The organism is Halomonas sp. SL18_1 (genome assembly GCF_055755715.1).
This window is the reverse complement of sequence record NZ_JBVTRK010000001.1, coordinates 1,520,388-1,544,993: the sequence shown is the minus strand read 5'-3', so window position 1 is coordinate 1,544,993 and position 24,606 is coordinate 1,520,388. Positions and strand designations below refer to the sequence as shown.

15 protein-coding genes, 2 tRNA genes and 6 pseudogenes are annotated in these 24,606 nt (G+C 64.7%); 10 read left to right on the top strand and 13 right to left on the bottom strand.

Annotation, left to right across the window (positions count from 1 at the left end; genetic code table 11):
- Window positions 1-207 precede the first annotated feature (207 nt).
- The 6 genes and pseudogenes from ACSJDS_RS07830 to siaD all read left to right on the top strand — a co-directional run bounded on the left by ACSJDS_RS07830 (window position 208) and on the right by siaD (window position 6,127).
- Window positions 208-2,147: pseudogene (locus ACSJDS_RS07830) on the top strand (exoribonuclease II).
- A 191-nt stretch (window positions 2,148-2,338) separates the two neighbouring features.
- On the top strand, window positions 2,339-2,848 hold the full coding sequence (locus ACSJDS_RS07825; RefSeq protein ID WP_473032777.1) for a hypothetical protein: 510 nt from the start codon (window positions 2,339-2,341) through the stop codon (window positions 2,846-2,848).
- A complete protein-coding gene (gene siaA, locus ACSJDS_RS07820) occupies window positions 2,785-4,383 on the top strand; it encodes a biofilm regulation protein phosphatase SiaA (protein ID WP_473032776.1) in 1,599 nt (532 codons plus the stop codon). Before ACSJDS_RS07825 ends, siaA begins: the two co-directional genes overlap by 64 nt.
- Before the next feature lie 16 nt (window positions 4,384-4,399).
- Entirely contained in the window at window positions 4,400-4,933 is a 534-nt protein-coding gene (siaB, locus tag ACSJDS_RS07815) for a biofilm regulation protein kinase SiaB (protein ID WP_473032775.1), read from the top strand.
- 16 nt (window positions 4,934-4,949) lie between these two features.
- Window positions 4,950-5,339, top strand: a complete 390-nt coding sequence (siaC, locus tag ACSJDS_RS07810) for a biofilm regulation phosphoprotein SiaC (RefSeq protein ID WP_473032774.1) — start codon at window positions 4,950-4,952, stop codon at window positions 5,337-5,339.
- Window positions 5,336-6,127 (top strand): biofilm regulation diguanylate cyclase SiaD, encoded by a 792-nt coding sequence (gene siaD / locus ACSJDS_RS07805; RefSeq protein ID WP_473032773.1) that lies wholly within the window; start codon window positions 5,336-5,338, stop codon window positions 6,125-6,127. Before siaC ends, siaD begins: the two co-directional genes overlap by 4 nt.
- A gap of 78 nt (window positions 6,128-6,205) precedes the next feature.
- On the opposite strand, the gene sucD is transcribed toward siaD, so the two are convergent.
- From sucD to sdhC, 9 genes and pseudogenes are all read right to left on the bottom strand, one after another.
- Window positions 6,206-7,078, bottom strand: a complete 873-nt coding sequence (gene sucD, locus ACSJDS_RS07800; RefSeq protein WP_473032772.1) for a succinate--CoA ligase subunit alpha — start codon at window positions 7,076-7,078, stop codon at window positions 6,206-6,208.
- On the bottom strand, window positions 7,078-8,244 hold the full coding sequence (sucC, locus tag ACSJDS_RS07795) for an ADP-forming succinate--CoA ligase subunit beta (protein ID WP_473032771.1): 1,167 nt from the start codon (window positions 8,242-8,244) through the stop codon (window positions 7,078-7,080). The genes sucD and sucC overlap by 1 nt, the downstream gene beginning before the upstream one ends.
- 157 nt (window positions 8,245-8,401) lie before the next feature.
- Window positions 8,402-9,841 (bottom strand): dihydrolipoyl dehydrogenase, encoded by a 1,440-nt coding sequence (gene lpdA / locus ACSJDS_RS07790; RefSeq protein ID WP_473032770.1) that lies wholly within the window; start codon window positions 9,839-9,841, stop codon window positions 8,402-8,404.
- 53 nt (window positions 9,842-9,894) lie between these two features.
- Window positions 9,895-11,465: pseudogene (odhB, locus tag ACSJDS_RS07785) on the bottom strand (2-oxoglutarate dehydrogenase complex dihydrolipoyllysine-residue succinyltransferase).
- A gap of 42 nt (window positions 11,466-11,507) precedes the next feature.
- A pseudogene (locus ACSJDS_RS07780) lies at window positions 11,508-14,338 on the bottom strand (2-oxoglutarate dehydrogenase E1 component).
- Window positions 14,339-14,587: 249 nt separating this feature from the next.
- Window positions 14,588-15,297 (bottom strand): annotated as a pseudogene (locus ACSJDS_RS07775) (succinate dehydrogenase iron-sulfur subunit).
- Window positions 15,298-15,308: 11 nt separating this feature from the next.
- Window positions 15,309-17,081, bottom strand: a complete 1,773-nt coding sequence (gene sdhA, locus ACSJDS_RS07770) for a succinate dehydrogenase flavoprotein subunit (RefSeq protein ID WP_473032769.1) — start codon at window positions 17,079-17,081, stop codon at window positions 15,309-15,311.
- A gap of 3 nt (window positions 17,082-17,084) precedes the next feature.
- Entirely contained in the window at window positions 17,085-17,432 is a 348-nt protein-coding gene (gene sdhD / locus ACSJDS_RS07765) for a succinate dehydrogenase, hydrophobic membrane anchor protein (RefSeq protein ID WP_473032768.1), read from the bottom strand.
- Window positions 17,426-17,803, bottom strand: a complete 378-nt coding sequence (gene sdhC / locus ACSJDS_RS07760) for a succinate dehydrogenase, cytochrome b556 subunit (RefSeq protein ID WP_238976561.1) — start codon at window positions 17,801-17,803, stop codon at window positions 17,426-17,428. Before sdhC ends, sdhD begins: the two co-directional genes overlap by 7 nt.
- 448 nt (window positions 17,804-18,251) lie before the next feature.
- On the opposite strand from sdhC, the gene gltA reads away from it, so the two are divergent.
- The gene (gene gltA, locus ACSJDS_RS07755; RefSeq protein ID WP_473032766.1) at window positions 18,252-19,538 is read left to right on the top strand and encodes a citrate synthase; all 1,287 of its coding nucleotides are present in this window, start codon (window positions 18,252-18,254) and stop codon (window positions 19,536-19,538) included.
- Between the two features lie 111 nt (window positions 19,539-19,649).
- Window positions 19,650-20,536, top strand: a pseudogene (locus tag ACSJDS_RS07750) (NAD(P)-dependent oxidoreductase).
- A gap of 435 nt (window positions 20,537-20,971) precedes the next feature.
- On the opposite strand, the gene ACSJDS_RS07745 reads toward ACSJDS_RS07750, so the two are convergent.
- The 3 genes from ACSJDS_RS07745 to gltX all read right to left on the bottom strand — a co-directional run bounded on the left by ACSJDS_RS07745 (window position 20,972) and on the right by gltX (window position 22,705).
- Window positions 20,972-21,047 (bottom strand) — tRNA-Glu (locus tag ACSJDS_RS07745).
- A 24-nt stretch (window positions 21,048-21,071) separates the two neighbouring features.
- A tRNA-Ala gene (locus ACSJDS_RS07740) sits at window positions 21,072-21,147 on the bottom strand.
- Between the two features lie 76 nt (window positions 21,148-21,223).
- A complete protein-coding gene (gene gltX / locus ACSJDS_RS07735; RefSeq protein WP_473032764.1) occupies window positions 21,224-22,705 on the bottom strand; it encodes a glutamate--tRNA ligase in 1,482 nt (493 codons plus the stop codon).
- A gap of 122 nt (window positions 22,706-22,827) precedes the next feature.
- On the opposite strand from gltX, the pseudogene ACSJDS_RS07730 reads away from it, so the two are divergent.
- Window positions 22,828-23,091, top strand: a pseudogene (locus ACSJDS_RS07730) (Rossmann-fold NAD(P)-binding domain-containing protein); the annotation flags it as partial.
- A gap of 120 nt (window positions 23,092-23,211) precedes the next feature.
- Entirely contained in the window at window positions 23,212-23,808 is a 597-nt protein-coding gene (locus ACSJDS_RS07725) for a helix-turn-helix domain-containing protein (protein WP_473032763.1), read from the top strand.
- 23 nt (window positions 23,809-23,831) lie between these two features.
- Here ACSJDS_RS07725 and ACSJDS_RS07720 read toward each other — a convergent pair whose 3' ends face one another.
- The gene (locus tag ACSJDS_RS07720; RefSeq protein WP_473032761.1) at window positions 23,832-24,434 is read right to left on the bottom strand and encodes a hypothetical protein; all 603 of its coding nucleotides are present in this window, start codon (window positions 24,432-24,434) and stop codon (window positions 23,832-23,834) included.
- Window positions 24,435-24,606 lie beyond the last annotated feature (172 nt).

Genomic DNA, 24,606 nt, shown 5'->3' with positions numbered 1-24,606 from the left:
CGCGACGCAGGCCTGAAGGCCCAACAGCCAGTACGCGACGCCCCGTTCCAGACGCCGCATCCTCTGCCCACCTCGCCGAAAGCCGCGGTATGGCCACACGCAGCGCCTTGAGGAACGCAAGCCCAAGCCATCATCTACCCGGTGCGATTGGCGTCACCGACGGGAATCCGTATAGTGGCCCTCTTATCCCGCCACACGTTCGTGACCATGCTGCAGAACAATCCGCTGCTCGCCCAGCTCAAGCAAGATATCCGCAAGACCATTCCCCGCGCCGAGGGAGTGATCAAGGCCACCGACAAGGGCTTCGGCTTCCTCGAGACCGACGATGGCCAGTCCTATTTCGTCCCGCCCCCGGCCATGAAGCAGGTGCTGCACGGCGACCGCGTTCAGGCCATCATCCACGACAACGGCGACAAGAGCTCCGTGGAGCCCGACACCCTGCTCGAGCCGGGACTCTCGCGCTTCATCGCCCGGGTTCAGAAGCGCGATGGCCGCCTGGCGGTAGCGCCCGACCACCCCTCGATCAAGAACGTGCTCAAGGCGCGGATCAAGCGCAGCCTGGATGAGGCGAGCATCGCCGACGGCGACTGGATCGTCGCCCGGCTGGTGCGCCACCCGCTCAAGGAGAACGATCGCGGCTTCTTCGCCCAGATCGACGAGCTGGTGGCCAAGGCCAGTGACCCGGCGGTGCCCTGGCGGGTGACCCTCGCCCGCCATGCCCTGGAGCAGGAGTGCCCCGACGCCGGCGACGACTGGCCGCTGCGCGACGAAGGCCTCACCCGCGAGGACCTCACCGCCGAGCCGTTCTTCACCATCGACAGCGAGAAGACCCGCGACATGGACGATGCCCTGCGCATCGTGCCCCGCGAGGGCGGCGGCTGGGCGCTGACCGTGGCTATCGCCGACCCGACGGCCTACGTCGAGGAGGGCCACGCGGCGGACCTCGAGGCGCGCACCCGAGCCTTCACCGTCTACCTGCCGGGCCAGAACGTCACCATGCTGCCCGAACAGCTGGCCGACGACCTCTGCTCGCTGTGGGAGAACCAGAAACGCCCGGTGCTGGCCTGCACCCTGGAGGTCGAGGCGGACGGCAGCCTGGGCGACTACCGCTTCTTTGCCGCCACCGCGAAGTCCCACGCCAAGCTCGCCTACGATCGCGTCTCCGACTGGCTCGAGGGTCAGGGCGACTGGGCCCCCGAGGCGGCCATCGCCGAGCAGCTCGAGGCCCTGCGCGACCTCACCGAGGCGCGCAGCGCCTGGCGCGCCGAGCACGCCCTGGTGTTCAAGGACCGGCCCGACTACGTCTTCGACCTGGACGACGCCGGCAACGTGCTGGACATCCGCACCGAAGAGCGGCGCATCGCCAACCGCATGATCGAAGAGTCGATGATCGCCGCCAACGCCTGCTGCGCCGACCTGCTGGCGGAGAAGGTCGGACACGGTATCTTCAACGTGCACCGCGCCTTCGAGCCGGACAAGGCCGAGGCCGCCCACGAGTTTCTCACCGCCCAGCAGGTCGAGGTGGAGCTCGAAGCGCTCTCCGAGCTGCCGCGCTACAAGGAGCTCAAGCGCGCCCTGGAGAGCCGCGACGATGCCTGGCTGGATGCCCGCCTGCGCCGCTTCCAGGGCTTCACTAGCATGTCGGCCAAGCCCGGCCCCCACTTCGGCCTGGGCCTGGCTGCCTATGCCACCTGGACCTCGCCGATCCGCAAGTACGGCGACATGGTCAACCACCGCCTGATCAAGCGCGTGCTCAAGGGCGAGCAGGCCCCGGCCGAGGCGAGCCAGCAGCTCACCGAGCAGCTCACCGAGCGTCGCCGCCTCAACCGCATGGCCGAACGCGACGTCAAGGACTGGCTCTATGTGCGCTACCTGACCGGCGCGGCACAGAATCAGGATACCTTCGACGCCGAGATCATCGCCATCAACCGCGGCGGCATGCGGGTGCGACTCACCGCCAACGGGGCCACCGCCTTCGTCCCGCGCCGATGATGCATAGCGACCGTGACAAGGTCGCCATCGACGACAAGGAGGGGCGCATCCAAGTGGAGGGCGAGGAGCGCTTCAAGCTGGGCGACCATATCCGTGTGGCGCTGGTCGAGGCCCGCGAAGAGACCCGCTCGCTGGTGGCCCGCCCCGGAGAATGAGGCGGCTGACCAGGTCAGGCAGCAAAACGGCAACCCTCGGGTTGCCGTTGTCTTTGAGGCCGAAGGGGCACTGCGTTGGCAGGCGCATTCGCACCGCGCCGACGACTATGCCATCGTGAAGCGATAGCGCACGACCACCGGGATGAGGGATGGCAACGGCGCATCCGAAGATTCTCAAGAGACGCAGGGAAATGGCTAAACGCTTGGGGCTTCGCGGCCAGTCCACCCTGGCGCTGCTGCTGGCCTGCCTAATCGCTCTGATCCCAGCGCTGCTGATCGGCTGGCAGGCCGTGGATGAGGTGCGGCGCCACTTCGCCAGCGCCTACGCCGAGCAGTATACCCTGCTGCAGATGCAGCGCGTCATCGCCCCCGTCTCCCGAGAGCTGGCTCTCTCGCGCCGCTTTGCCGGGTCCGTGGTGACGCGCGAGTGGCTGCGCACCCCCGAGGACCCGCAGCGCCGCGCCCGCTTTCTGGACGAGGCAGAGGGCTATCGACAGCAGTTCGCTAGCAACGCCTACTTTGTCATCGATCACGCCACGGGCGACCGCTACGTCGGCGACGGCTCGCCCAACGGGGAGCTGGCCCCCCAGCACCGACTCTCCCCGAGGCGCCGGCTGACAGCTGGTACTTCGACACCATGTCGAGCACCTCCACCTACCGTATCAGCGTCAATGCCGACCCCACCCTCGAGCGAGCGATGATCTGGGTCAACGTCAAGGTGCGCGACAACGGCGAGACGCTGGGGCTGGCCGGTGGCGGCATCGACCTCGGCCAGTTCCTCAACCGCTTCCTTCGTGACAGTGCTCCCGGGCTCACGCCGATGATTGTCGACGCACGTGGCACCCTGCAGGCCCATCCCGACAGGACATACCTCGATCATCCGGAGGCGGCCCATACGCCATCCGCCACGCCATCGGGCCAACGCCTACACGCGATGGTACCGACCGCCCAGCGCGATGACGTCCGTAAAGCCCTCCATGACGCCATGCGTCGCCCCGGTCACATCGTCGCCCTGGACGTGGAACTGGAGGGCGAGCCGCGTCTGCTCTCCGTCGGCTACATTCCAGAGCTACAGTGGTTTCTGGTCACCGCCCTGGACCTGCAATCCGCCGCGGTGCTCGACAGCCGCTGGCTGTGGCCGCTGGTCGGCGGGCTCGGCCTGCTGCTGGCGCTGCTGACGGCGGCCTTCGCCTATGCCACCCATCGCCTGATCCTCGCGCCCCTGGGCCGGCTGCAGCTCTCCGCGAAGGCCATCGCCGCAGGCGACTATGCGCCACGACTGCCCACCGACCGCTTCGATGAGATCGGGGCGCTCTCGCGCGCCTTCTCCGACATGGCCGACCAGGTGGCCGACCATACCCAGCGGCTTGAGGAGAAGGTCCGCCAACGCACCCGCGATCTCGAACAGGCCAATGACGAGATGCGACGCGCCCGGCGGCAGGTGGATGCCTCACTGGAGTATGCCAGCATCATCCAGCGCGCCATCCTGCCGCGCGGACAGCTCGATCACCACCTGGCCGACCGACATGCGGTGGTGTGGCGGCCGCGTGATCAGGTGGGCGGTGACATCTATGTCTTCCGCGCTGACCAGCAGGGCTTCCTGGTGGGGGTAATCGACTGCGCCGGCCACGGTGTTCCCGGCTCGCTAATGACCATGCTGGCCCGCGCCATCGTCGATCACGCCATCCTGCGAGCCGGCCCGCACGACCCGGCCGCCATTCTCGACGAGATGGATCGCCAGAACCGCGCCACACTGCACCGTGACACCCTGCCCCGCTCCATTGCCACCCACATGGACGCCGCCCTGGTATGGGTCGAGCCCCACCGCGACCGGATGACCTTCGCCGGCGCCAAGCTGCCACTCTATACCAGCGACGGCGAGCGACTCGAGATCTATCCGGCCGGCAAACGTGCCCTCGGCCATAAGCGCCCCGAGCCCTTTCACAACCAGACGCTGACGCTCAGGCGCGGCTGGACCTACACGCTGTGCACCGATGGCTTTCTCGATCAGGCGGGAGGCGAGCACGGCTTCGGCTTCGGCAACCGCCGCTTCGAGGCAATGCTGATACGCCATGCCCGGGCCCCGATGGCAGCGCAAGCCACCGCCTTCGAGGCGGAGCTGGATGCCTATCGCGGCCCACACCCACAGCGTGACGACATTACCCTGGTCAGCTTCCGCTTCGAGCCGGACGACCCTCATGCCAGACCGACCGCCCCTCCCCCGGCGGCCACATGACCCACGGAGACCCGTCATGGACCTGTTGTCCCTTCGTGAAAGCTACCTGCAACAGCAGATCATGCTCTGCTTTAACGGCCCCATCTCGCGCAGCCTGATCGAGGAGATCGGCAATGCCCTGCGCAACTACCTGCAGGGCCAGCCAACGCCTCCTTCGTCTGCCATGGATGTGTTCGCGGTGTACATCGAAATGACCCAGAACATCCGACACTATGCCAAGGCTCAGGGGTATAGCGACGAGCAGGCCACCGCGACTATCGCCGTAGCCCGGGATGAGGCGGGGCGCTATCTGGTCTCGGCAGGCAACCTCGTGGAGATGGCGGATGGACGGCGGCTGGTCGAGATGGTCAACGAGCTGGCGCACCTCGATGCCGGCGAACTCAAGCGTGCCTACAAGCAGCAACTGCGCCGCCCCCGCGATGAACAGGCCATCAGCGGCGCGGGCCTGGGCCTGCTCGACATGGCTCGCAAGTCAAGCAAGCCGCTGGACCCCGTACTTCAAGCGTTGCCTTCTGGGCAAGGTTTCTTTAGCCTGACGGCTACTATCTGACCCGACCTCGATGCCCATGACTCACGATCTGACTATTCCTGGCAGCCAGTCGACCCCGGCGATCCAGGCCAGCTGGCAGGCAGGACGACTCAGCATGCAGGGGGACTCCTACCCGGAGAACTCCTACGAGCTCTTCACCCAGGTCATCGACTGGACGGAACGTTTCCTGGCCGACGCCACCCATCCGCTGACGCTTGATCTGGAACTCATCTACCTCAACACCAGTTCGGTGAAGGCGATGATGGATATCTTTGACATGCTCGAAGACGCCCACCAGGCGGGACGCCAGGTACGGGTGGTTTGGCACTACGACGAACGCAACGAGCGAATCGCCGAGCTGGCCGAAGAGTTCAAGGAAGACTGCACCTTCGACTTCGCCATCACCCCAGTCCAGGTGGCCCCGTGAACCGCCCGGAAGAGGAACGCCTGCTCGCTGAGGTGGAGGCCCTGCTCGCCGAGCCGAGCTACCGGGCGCATCCGCTGTATTCGGCGCTGGAGCGGCTGACTCGGAGCCACCTGGAGCAGGCACGCCGCCTGGAGCGGTTGATCGGCATTGCCGACGGTTTCCAGCGCACCGCCCAGGATGACCTCCATGCGACGCGCCATGCGCTGGAGCGTCAGCTACGACGCCAGCGCAAGCTGTCGCGCATCGCCGACCGCTATCAGGCGCTGCTCAGCGAGCGCAACGAGGCCTTGCGTAATGAATCGCATTACGACCCCTTGACCGGACTGGGCAACCGTCGCCTGCTGCACGAGCACCTGGAACGGCTGATCGGTACCAGTGAACGGCATCACCGCCCCTTCACCCTGGCGATGCTCGACATCGATCACTTCAAGCGGATCAACGACCGTTTCGGCCATGAGGTCGGCGACCGCGCCTTGATCTTGCTGTCCGAGACCCTGCAGGCAACCCTGCGGACCAGCGACCACTGCGGTCGCTGGGGAGGTGAAGAATTCCTGGTGATCCTGCCGGAGACTACCCTCGAGCAGGCCCAGCCACTGATGAATCGGCTGTGCAACCGCATGCGTCACCTGGATATTCGTCAGGACGGCGAATGCCTGCGGATCACCGCCAGTGTCGGAGTCGCCCAGCATCGCCCGCCGGACGGCTACGAACGCACCCTCCAGCGCGCCGACGAGGCCCTGCTGCGAGCCAAGCGCCAGGGCCGCAACCGCTGGCTGGCGGCAGGCTGAGTCCTCCTCACCGGCCGCCGATACGCAAAGAGCACCCGAAGGTGCTCTTTGCAGGATGACGCAGGGTCGCGGCGGCACTTACCAGCCGGTCACTTCCTTCAGCGCATCACCGATCTCGGCCAGGGAGCGCACGGTCTTCACGCCGGCGTCTTCCAGGGCGGCGAACTTCTCGTCCGCGGTGCCCTTGCCGCCGGAGATGATCGCACCCGCATGGCCCATGCGCTTGCCGGGAGGGGCGGTCACACCGGCGATGTAGGAGACCACCGGCTTTTTGACATTGGCCTTGATGTAAGCGGCGGCTTCTTCCTCGGCGGTGCCGCCGATCTCGCCGATCATCACGATCGCCTCGGTCTTGGGGTCCTGCTCGAACATCTCGAGGATGTCGATGAAGTTGGAGCCCGGGATCGGGTCACCGCCGATTCCCACGCAGGTGGACTGGCCAAAGCCGTGATCGGTGGTCTGCTTGACCGCTTCATAGGTCAGGGTGCCGGAGCGCGACACGATACCGACCTTGCCCGGCTGATGGATATGGCCCGGCATGATACCGATCTTGCACTCGTCCGGGGTGATCACGCCGGGGCAGTTGGGACCGATCAGGCGCACGCCGAGCTCGTCGCACTTCACCTTGGCCTGCAGCATGTCCAGGGTCGGAATGCCCTCGGTGATGCAGACGATCAGCTTGATACCGGCATTGGCGGCTTCCAGGATCGAGTCCTTGCAGAACGGAGCCGGCACATAGATCACGCTGGCCTCGGCGCCGGTCTTGTCGACCGCTTCCTTGACGGTGTTGAACACCGGCAGGCCCAGGTGCTCCTGGCCGCCCTTGCCCGGCGTCACGCCACCGACCATCTTGGTGCCGTAGGCGAGCGCCTGTTCGGAGTGAAAGGTCCCCTGGCCACCGGTGAAACCCTGGCAGATGACCTTGGTGTTCTTGTCGATCAGGATGCTCATTACTTGCCCTCCGCCGCTTTGACGACCTGCTGTGCCGCGTCAGTCAGGCTGGTAGCAGCGATGATGTTCAGACCGCTGGAGGCCAGTTTCTCGGCACCCAGCTCGGCGTTGTTCCCCTCCAGGCGCACCACGACCGGCACGTTCACGCCGACCTGCTCGACGGCCCCGATAATGCCCTCGGCGATCATGTCACAGCGCACGATGCCGCCGAAGATGTTGACCAGCACGGCCTTGACGGAATCATCGGAGAGGATCAGCTTGAAGGCTTCCGCCACGCGCTCCTTGGTGGCACCACCGCCCACGTCCAGGAAGTTCGCCGGCAGGCCGCCGTTGAGCTTGATGATGTCCATGGTGCCCATGGCCAGGCCAGCGCCATTGACCATGCAGCCGATGTTGCCTTCCAACGCCACGTAGTTGAGATCCCACTCGGCGGCCTCGGCCTCACGGGCGTCTTCCTGAGAGGGGTCACGCATGGCCTGGAGATCCGGATGACGATACAGGGCGTTGCCGTCGAGGCCGAGCTTGGCGTCCAGGCAGTGCAGGTTGCCTTCGTCGGTGATCACCAGCGGGTTGATCTCGAGCAGCGCCAGATCCTTCTCGTGGAAGAGGCGGGAGAGGCCGAGGAAGATCTTGGTGAACTGCTTGACCTGGTCGCCCTTGAGGCCCAGAGCAAAGGCCAGCTCGCGCGCCTGGTAGGGCTGAGCGCCCACCAGCGGGTCGATCTCGGCTTTGAGGATCTTCTCAGGGGTCTCCTCGGCGACCTTCTCGATCTCGACGCCACCCTCGGTGGACGCCATGAAGACCACGCGGCGGGTGGTGCGGTCGACCACGGCCCCCAGGTAGAGCTCGTTGGCGATGTCGGTGCAGTTCTCGACCAGGATCTTGGCGACCGGCTGACCGTTCTCGTCGGTCTGGAAGGTCACCAGGTTCTTGCCCAGCCACTGCTCGGCGAAGGCCTTGGCCTCCTCTGGGCTCTTGATCAGCTTGACGCCACCGGCCTTGCCGCGGCCGCCCGCGTGCACCTGGGCCTTGACGACCCACATGTCGCCGCCGATCTTCTTGCAGGCCTCGGCCGCTTCCTCGGGGGTGTCGACGGCGAAGCCTTTGGATACCGGCAGACCATAGTCGGCAAACAGCTGTTTGCCCTGATACTCGTGAAGGTTCATCGATTCATGCCATTGGTTGCATGTGACTCGAACGGCAACCGCGAAAAGGCCACCTGAGGCGGGCTGTTCCGGGTCGCCCCCGTTCGCACCCGATACATCGCCGGGTACGACGCGCCACCGCGAGGGTGGCGCTTGTTGTAACGATAGGCGAGCTGACTTACTTGCGTTTCTTGCGGTTGGCCATGTGGATGGCGTGGCCTTCCACCGCCAGCGCCGCCTCGTGGACGGCCTCCGACATGGTCGGGTGCGCGTAGCAGGTCAGCGCCAGGTCCTCGGCACTGGAGCCGAACTCCAGCGCGATGACGCCCTGGGCGATCATCTCGCCGGCGTGCTGGCCGACGATGTGCATGCCCAGCACCCGGTCGGTCTCGGCGTCAGCGATGATCTTGGCCTGGCCCTCGGTGGCATTGTTGGCCATGGCCCGGCCGCTGGCCGCAAACGGGAAGCTGCCGGTCTTGACCTCGATGCCCTTGGCCTTGGCCTCCTGCTCGTTCAGCCCGACCCAGGCCACCTCGGGGAAGGTATAGATCACGCAGGGAATGGCGTCGTAGTTCATCTCGGCCTTATGACCGGCGATGATGTCCGCCACCATGATGCCCTCCTCGGAGGCCTTGTGGGCGAGCATCTGGCCGCGCACACAGTCGCCGATGGCATAGACGCCCGGCACGCTGGTACGGCACTGGTCGTCGACATGGATGAAGCCGCGCTCGTCCAGGCCCACGCCGACGCCATCGGCAATCACGCCCTGGGTATAGGGCTTGCGACCCACGCAGACGATCAGCTTATCGAAGGTCATCTCCTGGTCGCCGTCAGCGTCGGTGTACTTGACCAGCACCTCCTCGCCCTTGACGTCGGAGCCGGTGACCCGGGCACCCAGCTTGATGTCCAGGCCCTGCTTCTTGAGCAGCTTCTGAGTCTCCTTGGCGATGGCGGTATCAACCATCGGCAGAAAGCTGTCCATGGCCTCGAGCATGGTGACCTCGGAGCCCAGTCGGCTCCACACGCTGCCCAACTCCAGACCGATGACGCCGGCACCGATCACGCCCAGCCGCTTCGGCGCCTCCTGGAATTCCAGGGCGCCGGTGGAGTCGACGATCAGCCCCTCGGTAAGCGGGGTCGGCGGAATCTCCACGGGCACGGAGCCGGCGGCGATCACGATATTCTCGGCTTCGTAGGTGGTCGACTTGCCATCCTGATCGGTGACCTCAACCTGCTTGGCACCCACCACCTTGCCGGTGCCCTCGATGCCGGTCACGCCGTTGGCCTTGAACAGCCCGGCGATGCCGCCGGTGAGGTTCTTCACGATCTTGTCCTTGCGGGCCATCATCTTCTTGACGTCCATGCTGACGTCGCCCGCCTGGATGCCCATGTCGGCGAAATCGTGTTTGGCCTCGACGAACTTGTGCGAGGCCTCGAGCAGCGCCTTGGAGGGAATACAGCCCACGTTGAGGCAGGTGCCGCCGAAGACCACTTTGCCCTCCTTGCCGATCCACTTCTCGACGCAGGCGGTCTTCAGTCCCAGCTGGGCAGCACGGATGGCGGCAACGTAGCCGCCGGGGCCCGCGCCGATGACGATCACATCATATTTATCGGCCATGTGGTTCTTCCTGTTGATCGGTTCGCGTTTGAGTCCGTAGGGTCGTGCGTCGCTCAGATATCCAGCAGCAGTCGGGCCGGGTCCTCCAGCAGCTCCTTGATGGTCACCAGGAACTGCACGGCATCCTTGCCATCGATCATGCGATGGTCATAGGAGACTGCCAGGTACATCATCGGACGAATTTCGACCTTGCCGTTCACTGCCATGGGTCGTTCCTGGATCTTGTGCATCCCCAGGATGGCCGTCTGCGGCGGGTTGATGATCGGCGTCGACATCAGTGAGCCGAAGATTCCCCCGTTTGTAATGGTGAAGGTGCCGCCCTGCATCTCGTCGATACCGAGTTTGCCGTCGCGAGCGCGCTTGCCGAAATCGACGATGCCCTTCTCGACATCGGCAATCTTCATGCTATCGGTATCGCGCAGCACCGGGACCACCAGGCCGCGGTCGGTGGACACCGCCACCCCGATATCCTGATAGCCGTGATAGACGATGTCGGTGCCGTCGATGGAGGCATTGACGTCGGGGAAGCGCTTGAGCGCCTCGGAGGCCGCCTTGACGAAGAAGCCCATGAAACCGAGCTTGACGTCGTGGGCCTTCAGGAAAGTGTCCTTGTACTGGGCGCGCAGATCCATCACCGCGCCCATGTCCACCTCGTTGTAGGTGGTGAGCATGGCAGCCGTCTGCTGGGCCTGAACCAGGCGCTTGGCGATGGTCTGGCGCAAGCGGCTCATGGGCACGCGCTTCTCGGGGCGCTCCCCCTCCACGGCCGGCGCAGCGGCGGCCTGCGGGGGGCAGCGGCCGGCTTGGCGCTCTTCTTGGCGCTGCCGTCCTTGACCGCCTTCTGCACGTCCTCCTTGAGGATGCGACCGCCCTTGCCGGTGCCTTCGATCTTGCTGACGTCGAGGTCGTGCTCGGCCACCAGCTTACGCGCCGCCGGGGCGAGGATCTTGTCGCCCACCTTCTCGTCGCTGGCGCCATCATCGGCGGAGGCCGCGGCGGCAGGGGCCTTGGCATCGCCACCGGCACCTTCGGCGAAGGTTGCCAGCACCGCCTCTGACTCGACCTGGCTGCCCTCTTCGGCCTTGATCTCGCTGAGCGCGCCGTCAGTGGGCGCCACCACCTCGAGGACCACCTTGTCGGTCTCGATGTCGGCCAGCACTTCGTCGCGCTTGACCGCCTCGCCGACCTGCTTGTGCCAGGTGGACACGGTGCCTTCCTGAATCGACTCGGGGAAGGTGGGCGCCTTCACCTGGTGAGTCTTGCCACCGCCGGCCGCCGGCGCGTCGGCCTTGGCGTCACGCTTCTTGTCGGCCGCCTTGGCATCGCTCTGCTTGTCGGCGCCTTGACCGGCCTTGGCAGCGCCCTGTTGGTCACCGCCCTTGGCCTGGCCTTCGCCGATCTTGCCCAGCACCTGCTCGGACTCCACGGTATCGCCCTCCTCGGCCATCACCTCGGAGAGGGTGCCAGCCTCGGGCGCCAGCACCTCGAGCACCACCTTGTCGGTCTCGATCTCGACGAGCAGCTCATCGCGCTCGACGCTGTCGCCCGGCTTCTTGTGCCATGCCGCTACGCTGCCCTCGGCAACGGACTCCGGAAAGGTGGGCGCTTTGATCTCGGTAGCCATGTCGTTTCCCTTGTATGTTCTCTCTCGTCCCGGCAGAAGGCCCTAGAGGTTGAAGGCGTCTTCCACCAGCTGTCGCTGCTGTTCGGTATGCACTGACATGTAGCCGCAGGCCGGCGCCGCCGAGGCCGGACGACCGGCAAACTTGAGCTCGCCGCCCAGACCGTCCTTGAGCATGTCGGCAACGGCGCGCATGTGGTGCTGGCTCGGATACCAGGCTCCCTGATTGAGCGGCTCTTCCTGACACCAGACCAGCGTCTCGAGGTTGGCGTAGCCCTTGAGCGCCTCGAAGAGCTCCTCCTTGGGGAAGGGGTAGAGCTGCTCGATGCGCAGGATGGCCGTGTCGTGGCGGCCATTTTCTTCACGCCAGGCAGCCAGGTCGTAGTAGACCTTGCCGGCGCAGAGAATGACCCGCTCGACCTTCTCGGCTTCGAGGTTGGCCTGATCGGGCAGCACCATTTGGAAGCTGCCATTGGCCAGGTCATCGAGGCTGGAGACCGCCTCCTTGTGACGCAGCAGGCTCTTCGGCGACATCACCACCAGAGGCTTTCGCAGCTTGCGAATCACCTGGCGCCGCAGCAGATGGAAGATCTGCGCGGGCGTGGTGGGCACGCAGATCTGCATGTTGTGCTCGGCACACAGCTGCAGGAAGCGCTCCAGGCGCGCCGACGAGTGCTCCGGCCCCTGGCCCTCATAGCCGTGGGGCAGCAGCATGGTCAGGCCGCACAGTCGCTCCCACTTGGTCTCGCCGGAGGAGATGAACTGGTCGACCACCACCTGGGCGCCGTTGAAGAAATCGCCGAACTGCGCTTCCCAGATCACCAGGTCGTTGGGGGCCGTGGTGGCATAGCCATACTCGAAGGCCAGCACCGCCTCCTCGGAGAGGAAGGAATCATGAATGGTGAACTGCGGCTGACCGTCGGCCATGTGCTGCAGCGGCACGTAAACGCTGCCGTCCTTCTGGTTATGCACCACCGCGTGGCGGTGCGAGAAGGTCCCGCGGCCTACGTCCTGGCCGGTGATGCGCACCGGGTGTCCCTCGTCGAGGAGGGTGGCGTAGGCCAGCGTCTCGGCAAAGCCCCAGTTCAACGCCAGGCCGCCCGCCTGCATCTTGCGACGATCCTCGTAGATCTTGGCCACCTGGCGCTGCACACCGACCCCGTCGGGGATCTCGCACATCCGGGCACCCAGGCGCTGCAGGCGTTTCATTTCGACGCGGGTATCGGCATAGCCGGTCCACTCATGGCCGAGGTAGGGCTTCCAGTCGACGAACAGCGAGGTATTGGGCTGCTGGACCAGGGCGTTGGCCACGTGGTTGCCCGCCAGCAGGTCCTCGCGGTAGGTCTCGACCATCGCCTTGGCATCTTCCTCGGAGAGCACACCCTGGTCCACCAGGCGCTGCGCATACAGGGTCCGAGAGGAGGGATGCTCCTTGATCTTGCGATACATCATCGGCTGGGTGCCGGAGGGCTCGTCGGCCTCGTTATGGCCACGACGGCGATAACAGACCAGGTCGATGACCACGTCCCGCTTGAACTGCTGCCGATAGTCGAGCGCCACCTGGGTGGCATGCAGCACCGCCTCCGGGTCGTCGCCGTTGACGTGGAAGATCGGCGCCTGGACCATCTTGGCGATGTCGGTGCAGTACTCGGTGGAGCGAGTGTCCAGGGGGTTCGAGGTAGTGAAGCCGACCTGGTTGTTGATCACCACGTGGATGGTGCCACCGGTCCGGTAGGCGCGGGTCTGGGACATCTGGAAGGTCTCCATGACCACGCCCTGACCCGCGAAGGCCGCATCGCCGTGCACATTGATCGGCAACACCTTGTCGCCGGCGCTGTCGCTGCGCCGATCCTGGCGGGCGCGCACCGAGCCCTCGACCACCGGCGAGACGATCTCCAGGTGGGAGGGGTTGAAGGCCAGCGCCAGGTGCACCTCACCGCCCGGCGTCATCACGTTGGAGCTGAAGCCCTGGTGGTATTTGACGTCGCCGGAGCCGCGCTCGACCAGCTTCTTGCCATCGAACTCGTCGATCAGCTCGGACGGGTTCTTGCCGAGGATATTGACCAGCAGGTTCAGGCGGCCTCGGTGGGCCATGCCGATCACCACCTCCTTGACCCCGTAGCCGCCCCCCGCTGGATCAACTCATCCATCATGGGGATGAAGGACTCACCGCCCTCCAGGCCGAAGCGCTTGGTACCGGGATACTTGGAGGCCAGGTAGTTCTCCAGGCCCTCGGCGGCGGTGAGACGCTCCAGCAGGTGCTTGCGCACCTCTTCGCTGTACTTCGGGGCACTGCGCACCGACTCGAAGCGCTGCTGCAGCCAGCGTTTCTCCTCGGTGTCGACGATGTGCATCACCTCGCAGCCGATGGAGCGACAGTAGGTCTGCTCCAGGGCGTCGATGATCTCGCGCAGCGGTGCCTTGTCCATCCCCAGAAAGAAGGAGCCGGTCTGGAATTCGGTATCCAGGTCGGCCTTGGAGAGCTGGTGGAAGGAGAGGTCGAGGTCGGGAACCGGGACCTGGCTGCGCAGCTTGAGCGGATCGATGTCGGCCTTCTGGTGGCCCCGGAAGCGATAGGCGTTGATCAGCTGCAACACCTTGACCTGCTTCTTGTTTTCACCGCTACCGACCGCGGCTGTCGAGGCTGTCCGGCGCGCGCGAGCCAGCTGGTGAAACTGTTCGCGGACGGGACTCAGAGGAACATCGTGGGAGGAGCCGCCATCCGGAATCGGCAGCTGATCGAAGTAGGTTCGCCACTCGTCGGGGACGGAACCGGGGTCGGCGAGGTATTGCTCGTAGAGCGCTTCCACATAGTGAACGTTGCTGCCGCTCACATGGGAGCTGTTCCACATCAACTCCATTATGCCTTGTTGCATCTCTCGGTCACCCTGCACTGATGGGGGTGTTATCGGCGCCGTCACGGCCCAGCCGCGGCGGCCTGGCTGGTGCCCTGCCGGAAGGGCGTCTTATCTCCGGCGGTTCCGGCCGCCAGGCCGGAAACCCTGAATCCCATGGTCAAGAGCCGGCACCCAGGGCGCCGGCTCTTGTGCTGCGCTGCTACCCGGCCGCGACGCTGTGTCGCGGCCGTCGACCGGCGGCCATGATAGCAAGCCCTTGGCCACGATTTAAGTGGCATTGGCCAGCAGCATTTCGCGGATCTTACCGATCGCCCGCGTGGGGTTGAGCCCCTTGGGGCAGACCGCCACGCAGTTCATGATCCCCGGCAGCGGAAGACGCTGAACGGGTCTTCCAGTTCGGCCAGGCGCTCCTGGGTCGCGGTATCGCGAGAATCGGCCAGGAAGCGGTAGGACTGCAGCAGGCCGGCGGGCCCCACGAACTTATCCGGGTTCCACCAGAACGACGGGCAGGAGGTCGAACAGCAGGCGCACAGGATGCACTCGTAGAGGCCGTCGAGCTTGTCGCGCTCCTCGGGTGACTGCAGGCGTTCGATGGCCGGCGCCGGCTCGTCGTTCTGCAGATACGGCTGAATGCGCTCGTACTGCTTATAGAACAGCCCCATGTCGACCGCCAGGTCGCGCACCACCGGCAGGCCGGGCAGCGGACGCAGCGTGAGCTTGTTGTCCTTGACCACCTGGGAGAGCGAGGTGATGCAGGCCAGGCCGTTCTTGCCGTTCATGTTCATGCCGTCGGAGCCGCACACGCCTTCGCGGCAGCTGCGACGGTAGGCCAGGGTGGTGTCCTGGGCCTTGAGCATTTCCAGCACGTTGAGGACCATCAGATCGCGGCCCTGCGTGTCCACCTGATACTCCTGCATATAAGGCGCGGAGTCGGTTTCCGGGTTGTAGCGGTAGATGGATACCTGAAGCATGGACATCGTGACTCCCCTTAGTAGGTACGGACTTTCGGCTCGAAGGTGTCGACGGTCTTCGGCTTGAAGTTCACGTCGCGCTTGCCGACTTTCTTCTCGGCCGGGAAGTACATGGAGTGCTTCAGCCAGTTGACATCGTCACGGTCCGGATAGTCGTAGCGAGAGTGGGCGCCACGGCTCTCCTTGCGCTCCAGGGCCGCGATGGCGGTAGCCTCGGCCACTTCCATCAGATTGTCGAGCTCGAGGGCCTCGACGCGGGCGGTGTTGAAGGCGCCGGACTTGTCGACCAGGTGCGCCTCGGCGATGCGACCGCGCAGGTCGGCCAGCTGCTTGACCCCCTCCTGCATGTTGTCCTCCTGACGGAAGACGCCGAAGGCGTTCTGCATGATGCCCTGCAGCTCGCTCTTGAGGTCGGCCACCGACTCGCCGCCGCTGGAATCGTTCCAGCGGGTGATGCGCTTCATGGCCGAGTCGATGTCGGACTCGGAAGCGTCCAGGTAGTCGATGCCCTCGTTGAGCGCCCCCTCGATGAACATGCCGGCGGCACGGCCGAATACCACTAGGTCGAGCAGCGAATTGCCGCCCAGGCGGTTGGCGCCGTGCACGGAAACACAGGCCGCTTCACCGCAGGCGAACAGACCGTTGACGATCTGATCGTTGCCGTCGGCGTCCTGCATGATCGCCTGGCCGTGAACGTTGGTGGGGATGCCACCCATCATATAGTGGCAGGTCGGCACCACCGGGATCGGCGCTTCGGTCGGATCGGCGTGGGCAAAGATCTTGGAGAGTTCGCTGATCCCCGGAAGGCGCTTGTTGAGCACCTCTTCGCCCAGGTGATCCAGCTTGAGGAAGACGTGATCGCCATTCTCGCCGCAGCCGCGGCCCTCGAGAATCTCCATGACCATGGAGCGCGCCACCACGTCGCGACCGGCCAGGTCCTTGGCGTTGGGGGCATAGCGCTCCATGAACCGCTCGCCATCCTTGTTGACCAGGTAGCCACCCTCGCCGCGGCAGCCCTCGGTGACCAGTACGCCCGCCCCGTAGATGCCGGTGGGATGGAACTGCCACATCTCCATGTCCTGCATCGGGAAGCCGGCGCGCAGCGCCATGCCGATGCCGTCACCGGTATTGATCAGGGCATTGGTGGTGGAGGCATAGATGCGCCCCGCCCCACCGGTGGCCATGACCGTGGCCTTGGACTTGACGTGCACCACTTCGCCGGTCTCGATACACATGGCGATGCAGCCCACCACATCGCCGTTGGCGTTCTTGACCAGGTCCACCGCGAACCACTCGTTGAGGAAGGTGGTGTTGTTCTTCAGGTTGTTCTGGTAAAGGGTATGCAGCAAGGCATGACCGGTCCGGTCGGCCGCCGCACAGGTGCGGGCCGCCTGGCCGCCCTCACCGAAATTCTTGGACTGACCGCCGAAGGGACGCTGGTAGATGCGGCCGTTGTCGAAGCGCGAGAATGGCAGCCCCATGTGCTCGAGCTCGAAGACCGCCTTGGGGCCTTCGGAACACATGTATTCCGCGGCGTCCTGGTCGGTGATGTAGTCGCCGCCCTTGACGGTGTCGTACATGTGCCAGCGCCAGTCATCGCCCGGATCGGCGGAGGCGATAGCGCAGGTAATCCCGCCCTGGGCGGAGACGGTGTGCGAGCGGGTCGGGAAGACCTTGGACAGCACCGCGGTCTTCTTGCCGGACTTGGCCAGCTCGAGGGCGGCACGCAGGCCGGAGCCGCCACCGCCGATGATGATGGCGTCGAACGTCAGACTACGCATGGTTGACATGTATCAGGCTCCCCACAGAACTTGAATGCCCCAGACCAGAAACACGAAGATGGCCAGGATGATGACGATCTGGGCGCCGACGCGGACGCCGGTCGACTTGAGATAATCGGTGGTGACGGTCCACAAACCGACCCAGGCATGGGCGGCAATGGAGAGCAGCGCCAGCAGCGAGAAGATGCGCATCCAGGTCTGGGCGAACAAGCCGCTCCAGGTGGCGTAGTCGAGCCCCGGATTGAAGAGCAGATAGAGAACGATGAACAGCGTATAGAGGGCCAGAATGACCGCCGAGACTCGCTGAATCAGCCAGTCTGACAGGCCGCTGCGACCGAAGCTTGTGATATTGGTTACCATACCCAGACTCCCGCGAGAATGATCAGGACCGCACTCACCACCACGGTGATCTGCGCTTTCTTGACACCGCCTTCGAGGGTCACGCCGATATCGGCGTCCATCAGCAGGTGCTTGATGCCCGCCACGAAGTGGAAGGCCAGCGCCGACAGCAGGCCCCAGGCGATCAGCTTGGCCAGCACATTGTTGGCCAGCGCATCGCTCACCGCGGCAAAGCCGGCCGGCGACGAGAGCGACTTATCGAGGGCCCAGAAGGCAAAAATGAGTCCGATAAAGAGGATGACGCCGGTGATCCGATGGGCGATCGACGTCAGGGCGGGAAGTGGGAACTGGATCGTGGTGAGATCGAGATTGACGGGTCGTTTGCTATTCACGGCTCTATACACACTCTCTTGGCTCGCTGCTCGGCCGGTCGGGCTGGCCGAAGCGAGCGGTGGTTTGAGGTAGGGGGCTCGCCGCTGCCGGGACGGGCATGACAACGAGTACCTGCCAGTCGCGCGGAGTGGATTATAGGGACATGAACCCCCGGTGACAAATGAACACCCCCGGTACTCGACCATGGTGCAAGCCCGCCACCGCGGTCATTTTCCCGGCCTGGCAAGCCGATGCCGGGCAGGCGCCGCCATCCGGGGGACTCATGCCGCACGGCACCATTTCTTATACAAATAACTATACACCAAGCAGCTTACTGCACAACAACGCCCGCACCATGGGCTAATTGACAATCCCGGGAACGCTTCTATAGTGGGCGGACCTTTTCGCCGGCGTATTCAGCGAAATACCGATTTTTCGTCCCACAACGAACTCGAGAGGAGGCCTTTCATGGCTGACAGGAAAGCGACGCTGACGGTAGACGGCCTGGACAAGTCGATCGAGCTGCCGATCTATTCCGGCACTCTGGGCCCGGACGTGATCGACGTTCGCGGCCTCGGCGCCGAGGGCCTCTTCACCTACGACCCCGGCTTCATGGCCACCTCCTCCTGCCAGTCCGCCATCACCTATATCGATGGCGGCAAGGGCGTGCTGCTGCATCGCGGCTATCCCATCGACCAGCTGGCCAAGGAATCCAACTTCGTCGAGCTCTGCTACACCCTGCTGTTCGGCGAGCTGCCCAACGACGAGCAGTATGCCGACTTCGAGTCCCGGGTCAGCAACCACACCATGGTCCATGACCAGATCAACAACTTCTTCAAGGGCTTTCGCCGCGACGCTCACCCGATGTCGATCATGTGCGGCGTCGTCGGCGGCCTGGCGGCCTTCTACCACGACCATATGGACATCACCCAGGAGGAGGACCGGGTGATCAGCGCCATTCGCCTGATCGCCAAGATGCCGACCATCGCCGCGATGTCCTACAAGTACAACGTGGGCCAGCCGTTCAACTACCCGCGCAACGACCTGAACTATGCAGAGAACTTCCTCTACATGATGTTCAGCACGCCCTGCGAGGAGTACAAGATCAACCCGGTCTACGCCAAGGCGATGGACCGCATCTTCATGCTGCACGCCGACCACGAGCAGAACGCCTCCACCTCCACGGTGCGCCTGGCCGGCTCCACCGGCGCCAACCCCTTCGCCTGCATCAGCGCCGGGATCGCCGCGCTATGGGGCCCGGCCCACGGCGGCGCCAACGAGGCGGTGCTGAAGATGCTCGACGAGATCGGCGACGAGTCCGAGGAGAACATCCAGCGCTTCGTCGACCGCGCCAAGGACAAGGACGACCCGTTCAAGCTGATGGGCTTCGGCCACCGCGTCTATCGCAATTTCGACCCCCGCGCCAAGGTGATGAAGGAGACCTGCGACGAGGTACTGGCCGAGCTGGGCATGGCCGACGACCCGCAGCTCAAGATCGCCAAGCGCCTGGAGCAGATCGCCCTGGAGGACGAGTACTTCATCGAGCGCAAGCTCTACCCCAACGTCGACTTCTATTCCGGCATCATCCTCAAGGCCATGGGCATTCCCACCAACATGTTCACGGTGATCTTCGCGGTGTCGCGGACCATCGGCTGGATCTCCCACTGGCACGAGATGCTCAGCGAGAGCTACAAGATCGGTCGCCCGCGCCAGCTCTACACTGGCCACTCCCAGCGCGACTACCCTGCCAAGTAACCGCGGCAGGAAGCGGCACTGGCCGCAGCGCAAACGGAAAGCCGCCCCTGGGCGGCTTTCTGCGTCTTGCAAGATGCGTGGAAACAACATTCCAACACGAGGGAAAGCAGGATGAGCCAGACAATTTCGACGGTCGCCTTTATCGGCCTGGGCGTAATGGGCTACCCGATGGCCGGCCACCTGGCCAGGGCCGGCCTCGAGGTACGCGTCTATAACCGCACGGCTGCCAAGGCCGAGGCCTGGACCCAGGAGCACGGCGGCAGCCACCACCCTACTCCCCAGGAGGCTGCCTCCGGCGCCGATCTGGTGCTGGTCTGCGTGGGCAACGACGACGACGTGCGCCAGGTCACCACGGGCGAGCACGGCGCCCTCGCCGGCATGGCGGAGGGCAGCCTGCTGGTGGACCACACCACGGCCTCGGCCGAGCTTGCCGAGGCGCTCGATGTCGCCTGCCGCGAGCACGGCATCGGCTTTATCGATGCCCCGGTTTCCGGGGGCCAGCAGGGGGCCGAGAACGGCGCCTTGACCATCATGTGCGGCGGGACGGAGAGGGATTTCGCCACCGCCGAACCGGTGCTCGCCCACTACGGCCGCGCGGTGACGCTGATGGGTGCCGCCGGCAGCGGTCAACTCACCAAGATGGTCAACCAAATCTGTATCGCCGGCCTGGTCCAGGGGCTGGCCGAGGGGCTGCACTTTGCCGAGCAGGCCGGCCTCGACCAGCAGCGCGTGGTGGACGTCATCGCCAAGGGGCAGCCGGCTCCTGGCAGATGGAGAACCGCCACCGCACCATGATCGACGATGAGTACGACCACGGTTTCGCCGTGGACTGGATGCGCAAGGACCTGGGCATCTGCCTGGAGCAGGCTCGCCAACTCCAGGCGCGACTCCCCGTGACCGCCCTGGTCGATCAGTTCTATGCCGACGTTCAGGCCATGGGCGGCAGCCGCTGGGACACCTCTTCTCTGCTCAGACGGCTGCGCGCTTTTCGTGCCTGAAACCGGGGATGCCGGCGCCGGCCGCCGGCATCCAGCCCCGCCAATTACCCACACCCAGAGGCTGCTCGGCGTTTTCCACACATTCTGTGGATAAAGCTGTTCACAACTACGAGAAAAGGCCTTCAAATCGCCATGATCAGCGGCCTGCCCTTAGATTGTTTATTTTTTGACCAGATTTAAGTCATTGAATATAAAGGACTTATAAGAAAAGCCCGCGAGCACGGCCAGTTACCCCCAGCGCCAAGGGGCACAGGGCGGGAAACGACGAACGAGTGGACAAGTCAAGCGCTAAGCGGTGAAAATTCGGCGCTTCAATGGAGTTTTCACGCAGCGCCTGCGCCCCGGGGTGAGGCGCAAGCAGCGACAAAAAAGACGCCATCGGCGTCTCGGTATTCGCGCTGACGGCAGGACCCGACAGCCGCGCAGAAATGAAGGTGGCGTCCCATAGGGGGTTCGAACCCCTGTTCCCGCCGTGAAAGGGCGGTGTCCTAGACCACTAGACGAATGGGACGCAGCGCCGCACAAGACGAAGATATGGTGGAGCCTAGCGGGATCGAACCGCTGACCTCGACACTGCCAGTGTCGCGCTCTCCCAGCTGAGCTAAGGCCCCACATGTCTCGTGAAGACGGGGCGTATGTTACTGATTCGCCCCGCTACTGTCAAGCGCTGTCACGCCTACACCTGCATCAGGCGAGCTCACGGTACTCCTTCTCGAACCGCTTGGCCTGCTTCTTGGACACCCCGCCCAGCACCTCGATGGCGTGACGGAGCCGTGCCCGAGTCATATCGGAGCCAAGTATCGCCATGGCATCCATCACCGAGGTGCTGGCGGTGGAGCCGGTAATGGCGATAAACACCGGCGCCAGGAAGTCCTTCATCTTGAGATCGAAGTGGCCAGCCAGTGTCTTCACCTCGGTGAGCAGCACCTCCTTATGCCAGGCGGGCACCGCCTCGAAGCGCCACACCAGGAACTGCAGCAGCTTGAGCAGATCCTCGCGACCCAGCTTGACGCCGTCGAAGCTCTCCTCACTGATCGAAGGCAGTCCCGAGAAGAAGTGGCCGGCCAGCGGTGCCACCTGGGAGAGCGTCTCCACGCGGGTGCGCACCTGGGGCAGGATCTGGCCGACATAACGCTCGTTGAAGGCCCACTCCATCAGCGCCTTGAGAAAGGCCTGGTCGTCCAGATCCTCGCGGATGTAGAGCCCATTGAGCCAGGTCAGCTTTTCCAGATCGAATACCGGCCCGCCAAGCGACACCCGCTGGATGTCGAAATGCGCCATCATCTCATCGAGGCTGAACTTCTCGCGCTCGTCGGGCATCGACCAGCCCATCCGCCCCAGGTAGTTGGTCACCGCCTGGGGCAGGAAGCCCATGCGCCGATAGTAGTTGATCGAGGTGGGGTTCTTGCGCTTCGACAGCTTGGACTTGTCAGGGTTGCGCAGCAGGGGCATGTGGCACAGCACCGGCATTTCCCAGCCGAAATACTCATAGAGCAGCCGATGCTTGGGGGCCGAGTTGATCCACTCCTCACCGCGCAGCACATGGGTGATACCCATCAGGTGATCATCCACCACATTGGCCAGGTGATAGGTGGGCATGCCGTCGGACTTTAGCAGGATCTGGGCATCGACCTGGGCCCAGTCCACCTCGATGGGGCCGCGCAGCATGTCGTCGATCACGCAGGTGCCGGTGGCCGGCACCTGCATGCGCACGACGTACGGCCAGCCCTCGCGCTCGCGCCGGGCCTGCTCATCGGCGGGCAGGGCCAGGTCGGAGGGCTTAAGGGCCAGGTGCATGCCCGCCGCCTTGCGCGCCTCACGCAGCTCGTCCAGCTCTTCGCTGGTGCGGTAGCACTTGAAGGCGTGGCCGCTGCTGAGCAGCTGGCGCGCGTACTCAGCATAGATATCGCCGCGCTCGCTCTGACGATAGGGGCCGTGGGGACCGCCGACATCGGGGCCCTCGTCCCACTCAAGGCCCAGCCAGCGCAGGGAGTCGAGAATCATCTGCTCGGACTCGGCGGTGGAGCGCACGCGGTCAGTATCCTCGATGCGCAGCACGAACTGGCCGCCACGCTGACGGGCGAAGCACAGGTTGAACAGAGCGATATAGGCGGTGCCCACATGGGGGTCGCCGGTGGGTGACGGCGCAATACGAGTACGTACGGTCATGTCGTCCTTATCCGTTGGGGAGATGAGCCTGTTCGCATTATACGCACCTGACACCCACCGGGCAGCCGCCGTGGGGAATCAACCGGCTCCCCCGGAGTCAACATGGGACGCTTTGACCCAGGAGGGACAGCAAGGCCGCCCACAATATGCTGATGAAGACCGCCGCGGTGGAACTCAGGCGCCTCAACCCCGCCACCACCGTACTATGTCTGCACCCAGGCACCACCGATACCCGGCTGTCCCGCCCCTTTCAGGCTCGCGTTCCCCGTGACCGGCTCTTCTCGCCGAACTTCGTCGCCGAGCGGTTACTGGCGGTCATCGGCGAGCGCCGCCCCGAGGAGAGCGGCAGCTTCTGGGACTGGCGCGGCGATCCCATCGCCTGGTAGCACAACACCCGAATATCGCGATCAACACATATGTTATCTCATCGTTGACCGACTGTATTTGCACAATTCATGGGGATGAATGACGATCCCTTGTCTTAACAATTTCGCCAGGATGATGGGATGAAGTCACTCGGCCCGCGCATCAAACAGCTACGCCTACAGGCCAACCTCAACAAGGCCGCATTGGCCCGCAAGGTCGGCGTATCCGATGTCACGATCTCGTACTGGGAGTCTGGTGCGATCAAGCAGATTGGCCACGAGCGTCTGGTGGCCCTGGCCGAGGCGCTCGGCTGTCCGCTCAGCCGCCTGCTCGAAGGCGATGACACGGCGCCACCGACGCCGCTACTGCTGCTGGGTCAGTCCGCGCTGCCCTGGCTCGACCCGTCTGCCCATCGTGCCACCCTGCACAGCCACCTGCTACCCGGCATGGACTGGTGTGGCGACTGTTACCTGGTTACCCCGGGCCCTGGCGAGCGCTTCGAGTTCCTGGCCGACGGCGATCTCGCCGCTATCGGCCCCACGGACACCTTCGACCATCCCGGGCGCTATCTGATCGAGGGGCTGGACGGCCTGTTCATCGGCCAGTTGGAACAGGGTGAAGGCGGTGAGCTGCTGTGTAGCGGCGAGTCGACGCTGTCACGTCAGCGGCAGCCGCTGGAAGCGACCGACCGGCTGGTCGGAAAAATGCTGGCGCGGTGGCGACCGGAGGTCGGCTGAACGCCGACCCCAACCGGCTCTGCCTACTCCACTTCCAGCACCTCGACCCTATCGGTAGTGCGGCGCGGTTCGCTGCCAATCAGATAGCGCCGAGAATAGCTCGCCACCTGCCCTAGCCCGTGGCGCGATGCCTGCACCAGCGGGCCGCTCAAGTGCTCGCCCTCATCGCCAATACGCTCGCGCACGCTGGCCGGCTGTACGCTGGCTTCAGGCAGACTGACGGTAATGGCGTAGCCACCGTCCGGCAACCCGCTGCCCGGCCCCAGGGGGCCAACCCGGAAACGCCCCTCCTCGACGTTGGTGCGCGACTGCCAGCGCACGCCGCTCAGCTCCCGCTCCACCACGATCAGCAACCGCGCGCCTTCCGGGAGATTGGTCTCACCTTCCACCAGCAAGCGACGATCCGTTTGCAGTGATGCCGAGGCGGTAATCATCACCGGCACATCGAACGGCGGCACGTCAGGCTCGGTCGCCGGCTCAACGGACGCTTCCGCGGCTTGGGGCTGGGCCTCTGCGTCTCCGTTCGCCGCCTCCGTGTCAGCCGCATCACCGTCGTTACCGCCACAGCCCGCCAGTGCCAACAGGGCTACCAGCCCGATCCAGGTCAGTCGACGCCTAGCCTTCATGGATTCCTCCAAACCGCTCGATGGCCTTCTAGACTATCACTGCTGCCAACGGTTCGCCCCAACGCACCAAGAAGCCGAATCAGCGGCGTTTCTCACGGCCAGCCACCATACTTCCGCACGAAGGGGACCGACAGTTAGGGGGCACGGGCCCGGCGCCTGGGCCCGGGAATCG

Coding starts and splice junctions, on each gene's coding strand:
- ACSJDS_RS07825 (WP_473032777.1), top strand. CDS start 2,339: ATGGCTAAACGCTTGGGGCTTCGCGGCCAGTCCACCCTGGCGCTGCTG.
- siaA (WP_473032776.1), top strand. CDS start 2,785: ATGTCGAGCACCTCCACCTACCGTATCAGCGTCAATGCCGACCCCACC.
- siaB (WP_473032775.1), top strand. CDS start 4,400: ATGGACCTGTTGTCCCTTCGTGAAAGCTACCTGCAACAGCAGATCATG.
- siaC (WP_473032774.1), top strand. CDS start 4,950: ATGACTCACGATCTGACTATTCCTGGCAGCCAGTCGACCCCGGCGATC.
- sucD (WP_473032772.1), bottom strand. CDS start 7,078: ATGAGCATCCTGATCGACAAGAACACCAAGGTCATCTGCCAGGGTTTC.
- sucC (WP_473032771.1), bottom strand. CDS start 8,244: ATGAACCTTCACGAGTATCAGGGCAAACAGCTGTTTGCCGACTATGGT.
- lpdA (WP_473032770.1), bottom strand. CDS start 9,841: ATGGCCGATAAATATGATGTGATCGTCATCGGCGCGGGCCCCGGCGGC.
- sdhA (WP_473032769.1), bottom strand. CDS start 17,081: ATGTCAACCATGCGTAGTCTGACGTTCGACGCCATCATCATCGGCGGT.
- sdhD (WP_473032768.1), bottom strand. CDS start 17,432: ATGGTAACCAATATCACAAGCTTCGGTCGCAGCGGCCTGTCAGACTGG.
- gltA (WP_473032766.1), top strand. CDS start 18,252: ATGGCTGACAGGAAAGCGACGCTGACGGTAGACGGCCTGGACAAGTCG.
- gltX (WP_473032764.1), bottom strand. CDS start 22,705: ATGACCGTACGTACTCGTATTGCGCCGTCACCCACCGGCGACCCCCAT.
- ACSJDS_RS07725 (WP_473032763.1), top strand. CDS start 23,212: ATGAAGTCACTCGGCCCGCGCATCAAACAGCTACGCCTACAGGCCAAC.
- ACSJDS_RS07720 (WP_473032761.1), bottom strand. CDS start 24,434: ATGAAGGCTAGGCGTCGACTGACCTGGATCGGGCTGGTAGCCCTGTTG.